Here is a 17,815-nt window from a genome sequence, read left to right as displayed (position 1 = left end):
GATGGAGTGCAAAAATGTTACAAGAAGTAGGATCTTTAAGCGACCTGCCAGAGTTGTTCAGACAGGGAGAAATTCGTTCGGTGCCTGGGAGAGAGTTATTCGATGAATCGGTGTTTGACTGGTCCATGGATTATTTAGCCAAGCACCATAGTAAGGTACCTGTTAATACTGATATCAAGTTAAAGAACGGGGTATTTAATAGCCGGCGTATAGATATGTCTGAGTTTATTTCTCGAACTGATGGTGTTGTGGGAAATGAAAGGTATTTAGATCTCGCTGAAAAGTCGACTCTATATGCAAATCTCAACGCAAAAAGGGTTTTAAATAAAAATCTCGTTAAGGGCGATGTGGCAAAGTTGCATAGACATCAGCTTAGTTATATGTGGCTTGGTATGTCTCCTGGTACCTTGCATATCGATTTCTTTGATAATTTCTTAGTTCAGTTACATGGTCAAAAAAGAATTATAATATTTAAAACCCAAGTAAATGATGAGATATCGTCTAAGCACTATGTTAATTTGCCACTGAACCATGATATTCCTGCTGAAGAGAATAAAAAAGGGAATCCATGGATTAAACCTGAAAACTATTATGACATCATACTTAACCCCGGTGATGCGGTTATGATACCAAATGCAGCCTATCATTGTGCGACAGGCATAACAGCTGATTCAGTATCTTTGAATACGTTCTTTGTGCCTAAGTTTAGAGGAGGGTGCCATAGTCCGTATGCAAGAAGTGATAGTAAAACTCCACGAATTATTAATAATACAATGATTTCTTTGTCTCAACTTTACTATCGTTTCACAAATCGTTCATTAATGAACTCTAATCATTATGAAATATTTTAATTGATAGATAGTTATATCTTTAAAGACACCTCCCGCAATGGGAGGTGTTTTGTGTTAAGTTTTTATTTAGAAGAGTTTTTATGGATATAGTTAGACAAAAGAAAGAGCGGGGGGTGATTAAAAAATATTGGTATATACCAGTGTTTTTTATTGCGTTTTTGGTTTTCTACTTTATTAGTAACCTCATTTCTGATGATATTTATGTTGCAGATGCTGACAGGGTTGTTTTTAGTGAAGTAAAAAATGGAAGGTTTACTGTTTCCGTCAGAGGAAGCGGTGTGTTAAAACCGAAAGAAATTAATTGGCTAGCTTCAAATGTAGATGGGCGCGTAGAAACTTTATATGTTAAGCCTGGCAATATAGTTAAAAAAGGTGACTTGATTGCCAAACTAGATAATCCAGAACTTGTGCAGAAGTTGAAAGAGACACAGTGGGAACTAGAGGCCATTGAAGCTGACGCAATAGCGAGTGAAATTGCAGGGGAGTCGGCTTTATTAGACTTAGAGGCAGTGGTTCTCAATGCAAAACTCGATTTTGAAAAAAGCAAGGTTCAATATAATAGTCAGATTCAATTGCGAGAGAAGAATTTAGGAGTTGTAGCTGAGGTTGATTTTTTAAAAAATCGTTTAGAAACATTACAATCTGAGAAGCGGTGGAAAATTCAGCAAAAACGATATGAGAAGATGCTGGAAAATAACCAAGCACAACTTCAAGCTCTCAAGGCTCGGTTGAAAAAAATGAAAAAGATAGCTGAGCGTGCCCAAGATCAAGTTGATAATTTGTCCGTCATAGCGACGATGGACAGTGTTGTTCAAAATGTGGCAATTGAAAGTGGTCAAAGAGTCCGTATTGGTGACAATATAGCGAAACTTGCTCAAAAAGAAGAACTAATAGCTGAGCTTCAAATTCCAGAGCTTCAGGTCCGATCCGTCACAATTGGTCAGCTGGTTACTATTGACACAAGAAATTACAAAATGACAGGGGAAGTTGCTAGGGTCGCACCTTCAGTAATAAATGGAAAAGTGCAAATTGACGTGGAGCTAGACTTACCTTTATCACCAGACGCAATACCAGATTTAACAGTTGATGGAATTATTACTGTATCAAATATAGATCAAGCACTATATGTAAAAAAACCAATTTACACTCAAAGCCAAAGTGATGCCTATGTATATAAAGAGTCATCGGATGGTCGGTTTGTCGAGCGTACCCGTGTGAAATTTGGTGTAGGTTCAGTAGGTGAAGTACAAATCATAAGTGGCTTAAATATAGGCGATAGAATAGTAGTTTCAGACCCATCACAATGGGAAATGTATGAGAAGGTACTGATTAATTGAGGAAAGGAATATGACAGACACGTCAATTATAGAATTAAAAAAAATACAAAAAATCTTTTTGACTGATGAAGTTGAAACACATGCTTTGAGTGATATTTCTCTCTCAATAAATAAGGGTGACTTCGTGTCTATAACAGGCCCTTCAGGGGGAGGAAAATCTACCTTGCTCTCTTTAATGGGGTTGCTGGACACTTTCAGTGGAGGTGAATATAAAATAGCAGGCTATGATACAAAATCACTCTCAAATTCTGAGCGTTCTGCGATCCGGAATAAAGAAATAGGATTTATTTTTCAGTCGTTTAATTTGATTAGTGATTTGAGTGTAGAAGACAATGTTGAATTACCTCTCGATTATCGCCACGATATAAACAAAACTGAACGTGCAGCGTTAGTGAGTGAAGCTCTTAAAAAAGTGGGTATGGAGCATCGCGCGAAGCATTTCCCTTCCCAATTGTCTGGCGGTCAGCAACAAAGGGTAGCGATAGCGAGGGCAATCGCAGGCTCTCCTACTATTATATTAGCGGACGAACCAACAGGTAACCTGGATTCTAAAAATGCATCTGCGATTATGGATTTGCTACTCGAGCTGAATAAAGCCGGTGCCACTATCTGTATGGTAACGCACGATCCAAAGTCAGCAGCTATGACAAAGAGAGTAATTAATATCTTAGACGGTAAATTAGTCAGTGATGAGGTTGTCAAAACACCAGAAAAATCACTTGGCAAGCGGGCTCAATTGATAGAGGAGAGTTGATTATGCCGTCTTGGAAAGAGTTTAAATACGCTATTAGGATGTTGTTTAAAAAGCCGAAATTTACTCTATTAACAATTATGGTAATGGCTTCTGGGTTAGCGATCAGTGTTTATATATTTTCATTTTTACATACCATGGCTTCTAAGCCACTTGCATTTGAAAATGGACATGAGATTGTTGTTTTTGACCGTGCGCTAAACGGAGTATGGAATCAAGGTGGTGACCTTGATATTCAAGATAGCCGTGATATTAGAGAAAATCTTCAGGGTTTCAAAGAGTTTGTTATCTATCAGCAAACTATTGGAAATGTTACTGGAAGAGATGGCGCTAGGCAGTTCAATGTCATTAAAACCGAATCTAATATGTTCAAATTTACAAGGGTAGAGCCCCTTTTAGGTAGGGGGTTTTTGGAGTCGGACGATAAATTAGGATCGGAACCTGTTGCTGTGATTGGCTATGATATGTGGATGTCATATTTTGGTGGCAATGAAAATGTCATTGATCAGATGTTTACAGTTAATAACCAATCAACCCGAATTGTTGGTGTAATGCCTAAAGGGTACTACTTTCCAAGCACAGCTGAAATTTGGTTACCACTAAAGCCTGATTTTTCAAGTCCAAGGGGCAGCAGCACAGGTTATATGCTAGCGCGGATTTTGCCCAATTCAGATAAAGAAAAGTCTCAGGCTGCGCTGTCTCTTATTATGAAGCGAAATGCGGAGCTGTACCCTTATACTAACGCGGGTGTGGGCGCTTATTTTACCTCTTTGCCACTGGCTGCACTTGGCCAAGATGCTAACAGCTTTCTAATCGCACTTTATATCGCTGGAACAGGCTTACTTATATTAGCAGCAATAAATGTGAGTAATTTGCTGTTTGTCCGTGCGCTTGAAAGGACAAAGGAAACTGCGATTCGTGTAGCCCTGGGGGCACCTAAAGCTCGGCTAGTTATGCAAATGATGTGGGACAGTATTATCATTTGTTCTGTTGGGGGAGGGCTCGGTTTGCTGGCTGTCGCAATTGGTTTGCGTCAAACTGAGGCCGTTACAGCAACATTTAGTGATGATAAGCCACTTTTCTGGTGGAAGATGGGGATTGATGCGTACACCTTAGTTGTTTTCTTCATGTTCGTACTATTCACAGTTGTCGTTACTGGTTTATTGCCCGCTCTTAAATCCACTGGTGGAGATTTTAATAGTGTTTTGAGAGATGGTACCCGAGGCGCATTAAGTCGTAAATCTAGTCGACTTGCGAAAATAATCACTATTAGCCAGATTTTTCTCTCTAGTACATTATTAATTGCCGCGGGTGTAATGGTCATTGGTACATGGTTTGCTACTAATGCAGATTATGGTGCAGATGTGGATGAGTTTTATACAGCGAGGATTCGATTACCAGATGAATCTTATAACAGTGGTGAGAAAAAAACGGCTTTTGTCCACCAATTACAAGAGCGGTTAGAAAACCAAAACGGCATGGGTAAAGTTGCCGTGATGTCGGAAATTCCGGGGATCTATTCCTGGAGACCCACTATGGCTATAGAAGGCCAAATTTATGATACATCAGACAGTTATCCTCGGATTAATTATACTTCTGTTACTGTTGGCTCATTAGATAAAATTGGCGTAAAGCTTGTGGAGGGGCGCTATTTTGATAGTAGTGACATTGGTTATAATAAAAGTACGGCAATAGTAACGGAATCATTCTCTAAGAGGTACTTCAATGGTGAAAGTGCTATTGGTAAAAGGCTAAGGGTTGTTCAGAATGATGGTGATGGGGTTAACTGGATTACAATTTCTGGAGTCGTAAAAAATACCATTCAAGGTGAGCCATTCTCTGAAGTGGCAAATTCTCCAACTGTTTTTAGACCATTTAGCCAACAATCCAGAGAAGGCTTGTTTGTCGCAATGGAGTTGAATTCTCACCCTCAAACACTGGTCCAAAGCTTGAGAAAGGTACTCAATCAAATTGATCCAAATGTAGCTGCTTTCTCAATGAAATCATATCGAGAACGGATAGATCAGAATACCGCGAGTGTGGGTTTTGTTAGTAAAATATTTCTATTGCTGGCTCTGATTGCTCTCTTACTGGCCTTGAGTGGAATATATGGTGTAATGTCTAATTCAATAATACGAAAAACCCAAGAGATTGGAGTTAGGAGGGCGTTAGGAATACCGGATGAGAAAATTATTATGGGTTTCCTCAAATCAAGTATTTCTCAAATGTCGTTCGGCCTGATCCCTGGCGCTATTTTGGGGGGAACGATCGCGTCTATGCTTGGTGCTTTGCTAGGGACCGGGCAGGTTGTTTTGGTTAGTATGATCATTTTTGTAATGTTCCTAATATCGGCTATTGTGGTTGTCGCAACTTTGATACCTATTAAGAAAATGCTTAAAAGTCAGCCAGTAGTATCGTTGAGGTATGAATAGAGCCCTAACTCGGTAGGTATATCCCTTGTTGGGGGCCACTTTATGAGGGATTCGTAATGTTGAATTGTAGTGGGCTGTCAATTCGGACGTTGTGTTATCACCTCAGGCGGCAGCGAGGATGGTAGTCTGCCCTGAGATCATAAACTGCGTCAATTTGTATTGTGCTATTAATAACAGATTGCTTATCGGGTGCGTGTGCTAGGCCTAGGGCCGCTTCTGAATTCACCTCTTATTAAGCTAAAAAATCCGGCTAAAACAGGTCGGATTTTTTATATTTGTGGTTTTGTACTGGTCAAATCCAACCGGATGCTTTCTATTTATAATTTACATACTCGATTGGACTCATATCATCCAGCGAGACAGTGCAGTCTGATCTTGTTGTAATATCTGATGTATTTCTCTACATCAGAGCGCATAGAATAACATTTTGAATGCCCAACATTTAGCAATCATTCATTTTTAAACTTCCAAAAAAACGCTCGACAACTGCATTATTGAGGCACGCTTCTTTGCCGCTCATTGAAGCAATAAACCCGAGCTTCGTTAGTAACGTCTGATAACATATACTTGTGTACTGTGAACCTCTATTACTATGAAATATATCTCCTTTTGGTGGTTTCCTCAGATTGATTGGCATATGTAAAGTTTGTTCTACCAACTAAACGGTCATTCGCTTGCTTAAAGCCCAACCAATAATGCGACGAAAATGTAAATCCATAACAAGAGCCAAGTATATTCAACCCTGAGCCGTGCGCAAATAAGTCAAGTTATTCGCCCACGCACCATTCGGTGCTGATAAATTAAGCTGCCTGCCGAAACATTATCTACAATTTGAGTGTTATGTTTGCTATGAGTCGTCACTTTGTAGGCTTGCCTTTGCCTTACGACAAGCCCTAACTTTTTCGTCAAACGGGGTACTTTAAAACGCCCAATTTTGGAGCCTTCCTTAAGAAGCTGTTTCATCATTTGACGGGATCTCAGGCTTTGCCTGCTCTCTTTAAATAGCGCCTTTATACGGCGAAAAAGGCGAAGCATTTCTGCATCTATTACTTGTGCTAGCCGCTTACACCAATCGTAGTAAGCACCGGATCTGACTCCCATAACCCGGCAAAGTATAAGCGTGGGATACCCGCCAGATTGAATCTGAAGATATTCGTTTAAATCTTGGCTCTTAGACCCTTCAGCTCCATGGCAACGCTGTGTCATAGGCACCTGAATTGGTAACAATGAACTTATTGTCAAAGTTTTTGGCAATTAAAATTCAAACTCAAATTCAAGGTTTAGTCAGAATTGCCTTGGCGGTATCTGTCACAGCCACAAGTTGTGGCTGTATGGCGCGGAATAAGCCTCGATTGAGCCAAGTGCGATTACTATCATCCCGCTTGTTCAGACTAGCTCATCGCACTCACCCAGGCTCTGTCGCAAATCTCTTCTCCTAATGATTTTGTCTGTTATTTTGGATGGCGACTAATAACAAATATAAAAGGAAGGGAAATGAACAAATCTATTCTGAGTCTGGCGTCGATTCTGGGCGCATTGAGCATGCCTGCCCTGGCATCGGATCATGCCAGTTTGCTAAAACAGGTTGAACCTAAAGTGATTGAGTGGCGTCGGGATATTCACCAGAACCCGGAGCTGGGTAACCGGGAGGTGCGAACCGCAGCTAAGGTGGCTAAGCATCTTAAATCACTGGGTATGGAAGTGGAACCCGGGATTGCTTATACCGGTGTGGTAGGCATATTGAAAGGCGCGAAGCCAGGGCCCACAGTCATGTTGCGTGCCGATATGGATGCACTGCCGGTGACTGAGAAGAACGACCTGGCGTTTAAATCGACTAAGACGACCAATTACCGTGGGGTGGATGTTGGCATTATGCATGCCTGCGGGCATGACACCCATGTCGCCATGTTAATGGGCGCCGCTGAGGTGCTGGCAGGGATGCGTGGTGAGTTGGCCGGTAACGTGATGTTTGTTTTTCAGCCTGCTGAAGAAGGCGCACCAGAAGGGGAAGAAGGCGGGGCTGAGTTGATGCTCAAAGAGGGGATTTTTAAAAAGTATCAGCCGGAAGTGGCATTTGGTTTACACATTACCTCTAAGCTCAATGTCGGTCAGCTGGGGTATCGCAGTGGCCCGACTATGGCCAGTGCCGATCGTTTTGAGATCAGTGTGAAAGGAGAGCAAACCCATGGTTCCACCCCCTGGGCAGGTGCCGATCCCATTGCCGCCGCTGCGCAAATTGTCTCCGGGGTGAATCATATCGTCAGCCGTCAGATCAATATCACCAAAGAGCCAGCTATTGTGTCATTTGGCAAAATTGCCGGTGGGGTGCGTAATAACATTATTCCCGAAGAGGTGAATATGGTGGGGACCATTCGTAACTTTGACATGGACAACCGGGCACAGATCTTCGATAAAATTACCCACACAGCGGAGCACATTGCACAGGCTTCTGGCAACACCGCAGAAGTGAATATCATCGAGGGTTATCCGGTAACCGTGAACGATCCGGCTCTGACTGAGCAAATGTTACCAACGTTAGAGAAGGTGTTTGGTAAACAGGGTATGATTGAAATGCCTAAAGTGACGGGGGCCGAAGACTTCTCATTTTACGCCATGGAAGTACCCGGGTTGTTCGTTTTTCTGGGCGGAACGGCAAAAGGCATTGACCCCCGAAATGCGGCCAGCAATCATTCCCCTTATTTTATGGCAGATGAATCTGCGTTTAAATTGGGCACACAGGCACTCACCCAGTTTACTCTGGACTATATGACACAAGCTAAGTAGAGCAGTGGCAGAAAGAGGCCATGGAAGGCCTCAAAATAATCTGCTAAACCTCTATAGACTGAGCATGGTTGAGCTTGTTATGAGGATCTAGCTTGCGTTTAACTTGTTGAAGTTTAGCATAGTTGTGTTTGTAATATAAATGCTGCCAGTTCGGGATATCGACATCGGCATAATTCACATAACAGCCATCCATCACTTCGTCGGCCAGCGGCCCCTTAGCGCCGTACATGGCATGATAAAAGCCATTGATCCAGCCTATGTGATAGGGGTCCTGGGCCGCATCAAACCAGTAGGTTTGATACTGAAGTTTCATAATGGAATCGCGGTGGGAAACGGCAGTGTCGGTATCCGATATCGCGTTGATCTGGCCGCCATAAGAAGACAACTGTAGCATGCCGCCTGGGCTCAGGTAGTCGCCATGGCGCAGTGTTTGCCAGAGTGTTTGAATTTGTGTGTCGGGAAAAGGCTGTTTCATATAAGCCGATTTATTCTTACCCCGTGCGCCAACCAGTGTCCCAGCGCCATACTGAGTGCCATACCACCAGGGCATGCTAAAATAACTGCCCGGCGGCACCGGACGTTGAGGGGCGTTTTCCTGTTCCTGCAAGCCCATATGATTGGTGGTACGTAGCCCCTTTTTTGCCTCCGTGAGTTGTTCTGGGGTAAACAAGGCATCGATAAATTCATCAATCAGGGCAGGATCGCCACTACAATACAGGGATAGTCGAATGTCGCCGCTGCCAGCCACTGAGTTGGGTAGTGCCATGGAAGTGTGTAATGCATTAAATCGGCTATCGGGGCCGTTATGTGTGTACCAGAATTCGCCATAATTACGCAGTAGCTGGGCGAACTGATTATAATCGAACAAGTGCCAGGGCAGGGCAATTTCCTGTAGGTGGATATATGCCGGCACAGGGGGCAGGTCTTTGAAGAAATACTTAGTCACTATGCCGAAGTTGCCTCCCCCACCACCCTGATGTGCCCAGACAATTTCGTCAGCTTTTGCTGATTGACCTTTAAAATAGCTGCGCGGATAGTTGGCCTGTCCGCCCCATTGATCAAAGGTGATTAATTCCACTCCCACCAGGTAGTCACTGCTGAGTCCGTATTGTCTGGAATGAATGCCGAATCCGCCACCGCAAACGTGACCACCAACACCGACGCCAAAGCAGGAGCCGCCAGGAATGATCACGCCAAATTCCTTAAACAGGGTTTTATAGGTATGTCCTAAAGAAGCGCCTGCTTCAACGACATAGTGATCATCGCTGCGATAGACTCGATCCATATTGCTGAGGTCAATAACCACACCCTGATCATTCACCACAAAGCCTTCATAGCAATGTCCCCCAGAGCGCACAGTGAGCCTGAGGTTATTTGCCACGGCCTCTGTGGCAGCCATGTACACTTCATGGGCAGAGCTGCATGCCGCGATATAGCCAGGCTGATTGGGAAACCTCAGGTTAGAACCGGTGAGCATAGAGAGATATCTGGGGTCGTCGGCATACACTTTGTGATACTGACCATACTGAGGACTGGCGGCAGCGGGGTTGCTGAGCATCAGTGGGGCTGCACCAACGGCACCGCCCATAGCCAGGGATGATTTGAGAAAATGACGTCGTGAGGTGGCGATATGTTCGCCTGATTGCTTTTTATTGTGTTCCATAAACACTTCCTTTTTATGTTGTATAAAATGAGGGGACGTAAATGGGATGATTTTTACGCAAATTGAATGTATCAGATACCGGACCGGGAAAGTGTAAAAAACAATCAAAAAAGTGTCATGATGCGAAAAGTTCAAGATGCCGCCGATGTGGATCGGCGGCGGATGGCTTAATCAACAAGCACTTGTAATATTAAATCATCAAAGTAGCTGTCATTGTCGCTGCCCTGATTACGCGTCCCTTGTAGGACAAACTCAATATAGGCTGTGCCCTTGGGTAGCTGTGTTTGCCCGGATACGCTTGTCCACTGTGCAGCCGTTGTGTCGAGCTTTTCACTGTCACTCACCCATTGACGACGGTTATCGAGGAAACGCAGCTGAATGGCGGGCACATCCTTACCACTGTAATTGCGAAGTTGACCGCCATAACTGACGCTGACCCGGCCTGCTTCGATTAATCGGCTGTAGTGCTGCACAGACAGTGTCTGACTGATCTGGCCCTGAGCCGACTCCCCTGTACACACGCCACCGACGGCAAAAAACCGCTCGCCAGTCGCAGGGGGAATAGAGTCACATTGTTGAGCTGTCAGAGACTCTATGGGACCTGCGCCGCTCCAGCCCTGGATACCGGCTTCAGCACCCGGGTTTTGCAGCAGATTGGCTGAGTTGCCTGGTTGCTGAGTAATGTATTCTTCCGCCACGCCAGCAGGTCCCTGATCCGACACTGTGGCGCAGTCACTTTGCTCGGCCAGCTTGAGTGCTAAGTTGTCAAAATAGCTATCATTGTCGGTACCACTGGTACGCTGGCCTGTCAGGACGAAATCGATATAACGGGTATTGGTGGGCAGCGGCGCTTCCTGGACATAGGCCTGCCAGCTGGCAGTCCCGCCTTTAACTTCAGGTGTGCTGCTCAACAGCGCCAGATCTGCATCACGAAATTCAAGGGCAAACGCGGGAATATCGCTGCCACCCCAGCTACGTAGCATGCCCGAGTACAGGGCTTTTAGGGTGCCATTGTCAATATTGGCAGCCCAGTTGCTGACATCAACACGCTGATATGCGCGTCCGCTTTGGCGTTCATTATCACAAACACCACCGACGGCAAAGAAGCGTTCACCCTGATAAGGGGAAACGGAACCACAGGCTTTATCTGTCAGGCTTTCCAACGGCCCTTCACCTAGCCAGCTGTCGGTGCCCAGTTCTGCGCCTGGGTTTTGTAGCAGGTTGTCGGTCAGTTGTGCGCTATCAGTGGTGGTAAATGACTGCGGTTGTGACCAGTCACTCCAGGCCAGCGAGCGGTCTCGCATGCGCATGCGAACGCAATACTGCGCGCCAGGCGTGAGCTGACCCAGTGCAAAGCGGTTAGGTGCGAGGCCTGCACGGGTATCAACCCCATCCCAGATATTTTCATGCTGATACCAGGTATCGATCAGCGGCTGGCTGAAGTCATCGCAGTGACTGCTCAATTGCCAGTGCGCAGCACCAAACAGATCTTTATCGGGATCTGCAAATAAGGTTGCGACTGCGTTGGCACAACTGGCCGGGACTTGTCCTGTGGGGGCCAATATTTCAGGCGTAAACGGTGCAGTGTTGTTTAACCTTACAGTCAGTGTGTCCTTGATCTGACTGTTCAGTGGCACCTGCTCATCGCCCATTGAAATGCGTTTAAGTTCGAAAGCCGGATTGTCACCGGCGGTAACATCTACTACCACAAAGCCATATTCGTCTTCACTGACAGAGAATTCCGTGTAGTCGCGCTGGGCAAACTCGCCAAAGTAATCCAGGTTGCCCCCTGCGGAAGCCACATTCACCATAGTGTGATTGTGATCTCGGCTGGTGCCGCGAGAATAGGCGTGAGTGTGGCCAAAAAAGTGAATACTCGGTTTGTTGCAGCGCGTTGAAAAGGCCTCAAGGCGTTCAACAATTTTGCCGCTGTAATCGGTCTCACCGGCAATCCACATTTCAGATTTATGCGGGTGGTGCATCTGCGCGAAGACAAAATCGGTTTGCGCACGCAGACAGGTTTCAGCCAGTACTTTATCCAGCCAGACGAGCTGTTCATCAATACGGTAATTGGTATTGGTGTCGAGTGACAGCACCCGGATATTGGAATGGTCCTGATACCACCAGTGTTCTTCATAGCCGGGTGTGCCGTTTTCTGGCAGCCGGAAGTATTTAAAGTAGGTTGGAGTATCACGCTCGTGATTGCCGGGGGCAGGATACAGCGGCACGGAGCTGGCCAGCGCTGCAATGGGGGAAAAGAAGCTGGTGCGCCAGCTGTTGTAATCCTGGCCATTGTCGACTAAATCGCCGGGGATCAGGGTCATATTCAGGCCATCGTGTAACGCAAGTCCCAATGCCTGTTGCACATAAGGCAATACACCCTGATTAATGATCTCGCCAAATTTGCCCGGGTTCCCCGAGTCTCGCTGCATGTCACTGACTGCCAGAATACGGCTGCTCTTCTCGGCAGAGGCCAGCGGTGGGGTTCTGAACTGGTGAATATGGCTGTAAGTATCACCGGTTCTGACCCGGTAGAAATACACGCTATCCGGTGCAAGATTTGTTAATTGGACCTCATGGATACGACTCAGCAGATAACCGGTTTCACTGGTGCCGCTGGCTTGCTGGCCCAGCTCAGCGGTGGTGCCCCATTCTACAATGGACTCATCACCACTGCTGGTTTCCCATTTGATCCAGATGCTGGTCGGGGTTGCAGATTGCAAATAGGGGTGGACTGCCAGCCCTTCGGTGTGGGCGTGTGCCTGACCGAGCGTCAGCACCAGGCCCAGAGACAGTATTCGTAGAGAATAGGTCATAGTAGTTTCCTTGGTAATTAAACGAAACGCGGGATTATCCGGGGAACAAGTGTATTGGGAATGTAAACGTTGTGAATTTTTAACGTCTTATTTATGACCCCCACTGGCAGGGGTCTGTGATATAGTAGGGTCATTATGCAGCCGATACGCAGCCTGATGAGAGGGAGCCTAATGTGCGGGTAAGAGTGATCTTTACGTTGGCCTGGTTAAGTTTTCATAGTGAGGCTTATCAGCCAAGTCGGCTTATGCACTTTGTCGATGACTGTCGCTCCGAGCAGCACAGTGCACTCAGGCAGGGTTGCCAGGGTTATTTATTTGGCTTTCTTGATGCGCTCAAACTGAATCCACCGCATGGGGTTGATAGCCAGTGTCTGCAAGCCTGGAACCCGGACACGTTACTGGCTGCACTGGGTAAAGCAATCACGCAACAGCCCGAGCTGGGCAAGCAATTTTATTACGAGGGCATAAATGCATTCATTGACACTCAGTGTGGTGCACGGCCGTCATCATGAATGAACCTAAAAGGTCCGTAACAGCATGAAAAAAATCGCCATTCTGGTCGATGTCCAGAACATTTACTACACCACCAGGCAGGCTTATGGCAGAAGCTTTGATTATAACGGCTTCTGGGAGACGGTATTAAAAGACCGCACTTTGTATCGTGCTTTGGCCTATTCCAGCGAGCCCAACGCGCCTAAGCAGCAACAGTTTCAGAATATTCTCAGAGCCATCGGCTTTGAGGTTAAACAAAAGCCCTATATTCAGCGCGCCGATGGCTCGGCCAAATGTGACTGGGATGTGGGGATCACCCTGGATGCCATGGAGTGTGCGCCACATTGTGATGTGGTGGTGTTGCTGACCGGGGATGGCGACTTTGACTTACTCGCCGAGCGTATTCGCAGCCGTCATAACTGTGAGGTCGAAGTGTACGGCGTGCCTCAGCTCACTGCTAACTCGCTGAAGCGCGCAGCCACCCGTTACATTGCCATTGATGAGCGTTTGTTGCTAAATGCAAAACCAAACCACAACAGGGCAGGCCAGTAGAGATACGACAGGATCTCCAAATTCTCAAAAAAGCTGTAGCAGACCAACACTGCCATCAGACACAGCGCAGTCTGCGCTGTTTTTGAATCTTGCGATGCCCACAGCAAATAGACACTCGAAACCAGCATAGGGACAGCCAGCGCAACCGCGCCAACCATACCTTTGACAAACAACAGCCCATACCAGCTGTGGTGTGAGCCAATCGGCATAAATTCCACCATTTTGGGCCCGCGCTCAACAATGCCATGGCCCCAGATAGGCGCTTCTGCCTGCCAGCGTTGAATGGCAATGTTGGCCAGCGCTTTGCGCACTCTGGTAGAGCCCGGGCGCTGTTGTTTCACGGCCTCGTAAGAATCCATGATTGAATTGTAGATGGGTTCACCGAGTAGCAATATGATAGGGATGGTAATCCCAAGCAGTAGCAGCATCCAGGGCTCTTTAAACTTATCGCTGAACAGCACCAATGGAAACAGCATAATGAAAATGGCGATGCCAGCGCGGGATTGCGATAACAATAGCATGGCCCAGCAGCCAGCAATGGCCCAACGGCGAATTCGGCTATTTGTTTCTTGCAGACAAAAGACCAAGTAAATGCAGGCCATAAATCCGGCCGCCGGAGCCCAGGGTGTAAAGAAGCGCCAACGCCCGGCGCCCGTCTCGGGGTTAATGCCGTAAAAGCTGACCATGAAAAAGCTTTCCCCTGGTCCGCCGATGACCTTCAATGGCGACAGGAAAATATCACCGGGTAACTTGACGACATAAAATGCCACTGAAATAAAAGAGAAAATCAGCGTGTGAATGGCGACAATACAGACCCCGCGGATCACCACTTCTTTGCGAATTTTTGCAAGTGCCGCAATGACAGGAAAAATAGCCAGCAGTGCCCAGCCCTTCATCCAGCCAATGGTGGACTTAATGGTTTGTCCGGTGCCCAAAGACCATTCGCTGTGTGCGACTAGCAAAGCCACGAGCATCAGTAACATGGCGATGATCCACATCCATATCATCGGTGACAGTGGGCGAGGCTTAGCACGCAGGTCCAGATAGCAGCGCATTAAGACCACCATAAAAATCAACCAGCCGATGATGGAGCCCATCACGTACAGCATGCCCAGCATAAAAGTGGGGTAGGTAAGCACCAGACCCGCCCAGACCAATTTTTCTTCTGTGCTGATAAAGCGCTTGTCCTTGAAGGGTAAATAGGCGGTGAATAGCATGCTTGCCTCCGGCTAGTCTGGCTGTTTCATCACAGCGGAAATGATCACCCGGCGTTTGTTGATCATTAGCACGCCCATTGATAAGAAGATCATTGCGGCCAGTGCTGCGGCTACGGCAATGGACTTTTTCGGTGAGAACGAGTTCACAGGCAACGACGGTGGTGACATCAGCTGGATCACCGGGTACGATGCAAAAATATCCGCTTTACCGGCTTCGAGACGCGCCACCGCTGAGGTGAACACCGCTTTTGCCAAATCAAATTCACGCTCCAGGCGCTCCAGCTCGGCAGCTTCTCTGGCGTACACTTTGAGCTTTTCATTGAGTAACTGAACTTCATTTTCCAGCTCAATCAATTTTGCTTCAGACCCTTTTTTGGCGGCAAACGCGCTGATCAGATCTGCAAACAGTTGTGCGCGATTCGGGTTAGACGCCAGATCTGTGGTGTGAAATGCATGGGCTGCATTGATCCCGACCAGACCTTCCGAGCGGGTTCTGAGCGCCAGTTTTGACTGCTCGAAACGCGCCAGCTCCGCTTTTACCATGGGATGACCATCGTCCCAGCGAGAGCGGTATTCGCTTAATTGAGCGGCACTTTTATCCAGTTCAGACAAATAGGCTCTGAACTCACCATCAGATTGCAGGACAAAGGCCTGACCCGCCATGGAAGGGGATACGCCTAAATCGACACTGAGCTGGCCGACAAAATACTCAGCACGGCCAATTTCGGCTTTAACGATGGCAACCTGTTCTTTCAGGTTTGTCAGCGTACGCATTTGCTGGTCAAGCTGATCCCGGCTGATCAGCAAAGAGCGTTGCTGAAAATCGGTAATGTTGCTGCGGGTAAGATTAAGTCGCTCTCTGTACTGATCTAATACTGACTTGATGCTGGCATCACGACGCTGGACTTCATCGGCGCGAAGATGATCAAGCTGGTCCTGCAATGCGTTGTATAAAGCCCAGGCTTTTTTCTCGGCGATACGCGGGCTGGCCCCGGTGATCTCAATTTTCAGGATTGAGGTTTGCTCAGTCAGACGCACTTTTGGACGGCCAAACGCTTTGGCTGTCATGCCCATAGAGTTGGCCGCATTCTCTAGCAGGTTTTTACTCATCAGCATTTCTTTGTAATTCACTCTGGGATTGTAACCCTTGCCAAACGGTGCGCTGGTGGATGACACGACCTGGCCAACTTCATCAAGCGATACATTACTGTTTGCGCCTGTGCCAGGTAACACCATGTCCAGGTCGCTGCGGTATTTTGCGGGTTGTTGCAGGTAAGCGAAAACCAGCAGCAAAATCACAGCATAGCTGACCAGGCAGGTCACCAGATAAGGTTTGTGAAGGGTGCGGTAAACCGCCGCCCTGAACCGTGAGTACGGTGTGGTTACTTGTAGTTGCGTGTTCATGAGTCCTCCTTACTCAACAAAGAGAAGGGTGCCACAATATCGAGCAGCGTCTTTGCGATATCACGCAAATTAGTGATATCTGAATCATAGCAGGCAATCGCATCATTCGGCATGACATAAGGGTTAACATGGTCGCGATAAGACATCCGCATCAGTTCTTCTACGGAGCGCTCGACGACCTGGGTTTGGCCTGTCAATGGGTGGTTGCTGACCAGTACGACGCGACGTGGTGCATTGGTGTATTCTTTACCGCCCACACAGTTGGCTGAAATTGCGGCCTGCAATAACCGGGTGCCATATGGCAGGTTACTGGAAAAACGACCGATTGCCGCATTGGCGTTACTCATCGACGAGTCAATCAGGTTAGACATAAAGACCCGAAACCCTTTGGGCGTGATTTGCGACGGTTTTACCAGATTTGGTTGAAAACACCCGGTGCTCGGTACAATGACCTGATCGCCGGCAATCAGTACGTGGTCAGAAACGGGCTGTCCGGTCATGATGCCGGTCAAATCTGCTTCAATGCGCCAGCCCTGGCGTACCAGAATCACCTGGTCCAGCTTGGCATCAGGACGTACGCCGGCAGCAGCACGTATCGCTTCAGACAGCAGACGCTGCTTAGAGTGATCACCTGACGCGGCGACTTGCTGATCTAATAACTGCTCAGGTAATTTTGCATTGATGGTGACCCGGCCCGGTGAAAACACTGCGCCAGACACCGGGACTTCAATGGCCGCCCAGGTTTTTACTTTTACCGTGACATCTAACGTTTGAGCACGGAAAATTTTGGCCCGGATCAGCGCCAGTTCAACTTTTTGTGCCAGCGCTTTGGTGGTCAGGCCCGCGGCATAGATGGGCTCGATAACGGGCAGTGTCAGTGCGCCAGAGCTGTCCAGTACATAGTCACCATTGAAGCCCTCACCGTATTCCATTCTGACCTGGATTAGGTCACCCGGGCTCAGTGGTGCAGCGCCGAATACCCCACGGTGACTGGATTCATAAGGATTCAGGCCTGGTGCGGCAAGTGGAATAGGCTGGTCGATGCGATAATTCGCTGCGGCTGCAAAGTTGTCCGCGTCGGTGCAGGTCAGGCGAGAGGCAAACACGGAGTTAGACTGACCGAATTGCGTGCCAACCGCATGCGGCATGCCGTAGAAGTCCTCGTCATTATAGTCCGGGCTGAGTGTGCATCCTGTACCAAGCACACACAGTACGAGCGCACAAGTGCGGGTCATCAGGGCTGTGATTGAAGTGGCTGGTCTCATAATGTGCTCCTTGGAGGTCTGTCTCTCAAAGTGGTCTTAATAAGAGAGGAGCATAATTTGAGCCAACTTTTAAAATTTATAATAATCAAATGTTTAAGTTTTTTTGGGGCGGATTTTTGCGTGGTTTTTTGTATTTTGCAAAGCAGTTTCAAAATGAAAAGAAGCCAGCAAAAGCTGGCTTAAGGGCCTTAGGAGCGAGGTGGATCACCTGTTTGTTGCTACGACAAGCAGATGATCATTTTGGCCCGGGA

Annotated in this window: 13 protein-coding genes; 7 read left to right on the top strand and 6 right to left on the bottom strand. The window is 47.1% G+C overall.

The window, feature by feature from the left end; genetic code table 11:
* Positions 1–14 precede the first annotated feature (14 nt).
* From CWC22_RS15845 to CWC22_RS15830, 4 genes are all read left to right on the top strand, one after another.
* Positions 15–851, top strand: a complete 837-nt coding sequence (locus CWC22_RS15845; RefSeq protein ID WP_138538528.1) for a cupin-like domain-containing protein — start codon at positions 15–17, stop codon at positions 849–851.
* Between the two features lie 80 nt (positions 852–931).
* Positions 932–2,188 (top strand): efflux RND transporter periplasmic adaptor subunit, encoded by a 1,257-nt coding sequence (locus CWC22_RS15840; RefSeq protein WP_125560647.1) that lies wholly within the window; start codon positions 932–934, stop codon positions 2,186–2,188.
* Between the two features lie 10 nt (positions 2,189–2,198).
* Positions 2,199–2,942 carry an ABC transporter ATP-binding protein gene (locus CWC22_RS15835; protein WP_138538529.1) on the top strand — a complete coding sequence of 248 codons (744 nt, stop codon included), beginning with the start codon at positions 2,199–2,201 and terminating at the stop codon, positions 2,940–2,942.
* Between the two features lie 2 nt (positions 2,943–2,944).
* On the top strand, positions 2,945–5,371 hold the full coding sequence (locus CWC22_RS15830; RefSeq protein ID WP_138538530.1) for an ABC transporter permease: 2,427 nt from the start codon (positions 2,945–2,947) through the stop codon (positions 5,369–5,371).
* A 762-nt stretch (positions 5,372–6,133) separates the two neighbouring features.
* On the opposite strand, the gene CWC22_RS24630 is transcribed toward CWC22_RS15830, so the two are convergent.
* A complete protein-coding gene (locus tag CWC22_RS24630; RefSeq protein ID WP_419144619.1) occupies positions 6,134–6,406 on the bottom strand; it encodes an IS3 family transposase in 273 nt (90 codons plus the stop codon).
* 459 nt (positions 6,407–6,865) lie between these two features.
* Here CWC22_RS24630 and CWC22_RS15815 point away from each other — a divergent pair, with 459 nt between their 5' ends.
* Complete coding sequence (locus CWC22_RS15815; protein ID WP_138538533.1) at positions 6,866–8,155, top strand: amidohydrolase; 1,290 nt, start codon at positions 6,866–6,868, stop codon at positions 8,153–8,155.
* A gap of 43 nt (positions 8,156–8,198) precedes the next feature.
* On the opposite strand, the gene CWC22_RS15810 is transcribed toward CWC22_RS15815, so the two are convergent.
* Both CWC22_RS15810 and CWC22_RS15805 read right to left on the bottom strand, forming a co-directional pair.
* Positions 8,199–9,818, bottom strand: coding sequence for an FAD-binding protein (locus CWC22_RS15810; RefSeq protein WP_138538534.1), 1,620 nt, complete (start codon positions 9,816–9,818; stop codon positions 8,199–8,201).
* Positions 9,819–9,985: 167 nt separating this feature from the next.
* Positions 9,986–12,634, bottom strand: a complete 2,649-nt coding sequence (locus CWC22_RS15805) for a purple acid phosphatase family protein (protein ID WP_138538535.1) — start codon at positions 12,632–12,634, stop codon at positions 9,986–9,988.
* 173 nt (positions 12,635–12,807) lie between these two features.
* Here CWC22_RS15805 and CWC22_RS15800 point away from each other — a divergent pair, with 173 nt between their 5' ends.
* On the top strand, positions 12,808–13,146 hold the full coding sequence (locus tag CWC22_RS15800; RefSeq protein WP_125562972.1) for a hypothetical protein: 339 nt from the start codon (positions 12,808–12,810) through the stop codon (positions 13,144–13,146).
* A gap of 25 nt (positions 13,147–13,171) precedes the next feature.
* Positions 13,172–13,678, top strand: coding sequence for an NYN domain-containing protein (locus CWC22_RS15795; RefSeq protein ID WP_010384104.1), 507 nt, complete (start codon positions 13,172–13,174; stop codon positions 13,676–13,678).
* Here CWC22_RS15795 and CWC22_RS15790 read toward each other — a convergent pair.
* From CWC22_RS15790 to CWC22_RS15780, 3 genes are read right to left on the bottom strand one after another with little or no spacing between them, the layout of a single operon-like run.
* The gene (locus CWC22_RS15790; RefSeq protein WP_138538536.1) at positions 13,612–14,895 is read right to left on the bottom strand and encodes an O-antigen ligase family protein; all 1,284 of its coding nucleotides are present in this window, start codon (positions 14,893–14,895) and stop codon (positions 13,612–13,614) included. The two genes, CWC22_RS15795 and CWC22_RS15790, sit on opposite strands and share 67 nt — an antisense overlap.
* Positions 14,896–14,907: 12 nt before the next feature.
* On the bottom strand, positions 14,908–16,299 hold the full coding sequence (locus CWC22_RS15785) for a GumC family protein (protein ID WP_138538537.1): 1,392 nt from the start codon (positions 16,297–16,299) through the stop codon (positions 14,908–14,910).
* Positions 16,296–17,564 (bottom strand): polysaccharide biosynthesis/export family protein, encoded by a 1,269-nt coding sequence (locus CWC22_RS15780; protein ID WP_138538538.1) that lies wholly within the window; start codon positions 17,562–17,564, stop codon positions 16,296–16,298. Before CWC22_RS15780 ends, CWC22_RS15785 begins: the two co-directional genes overlap by 4 nt.
* Positions 17,565–17,815: the final 251 nt, after the last annotated feature.

The organism is Pseudoalteromonas rubra (assembly GCF_005886805.2).
Lineage (GTDB): Bacteria > Pseudomonadota > Gammaproteobacteria > Enterobacterales > Alteromonadaceae > Pseudoalteromonas > Pseudoalteromonas rubra_D.
Note: the sequence above shows the minus strand (reverse complement) of the source record. Positions and strands in the feature narration are given on the sequence as shown.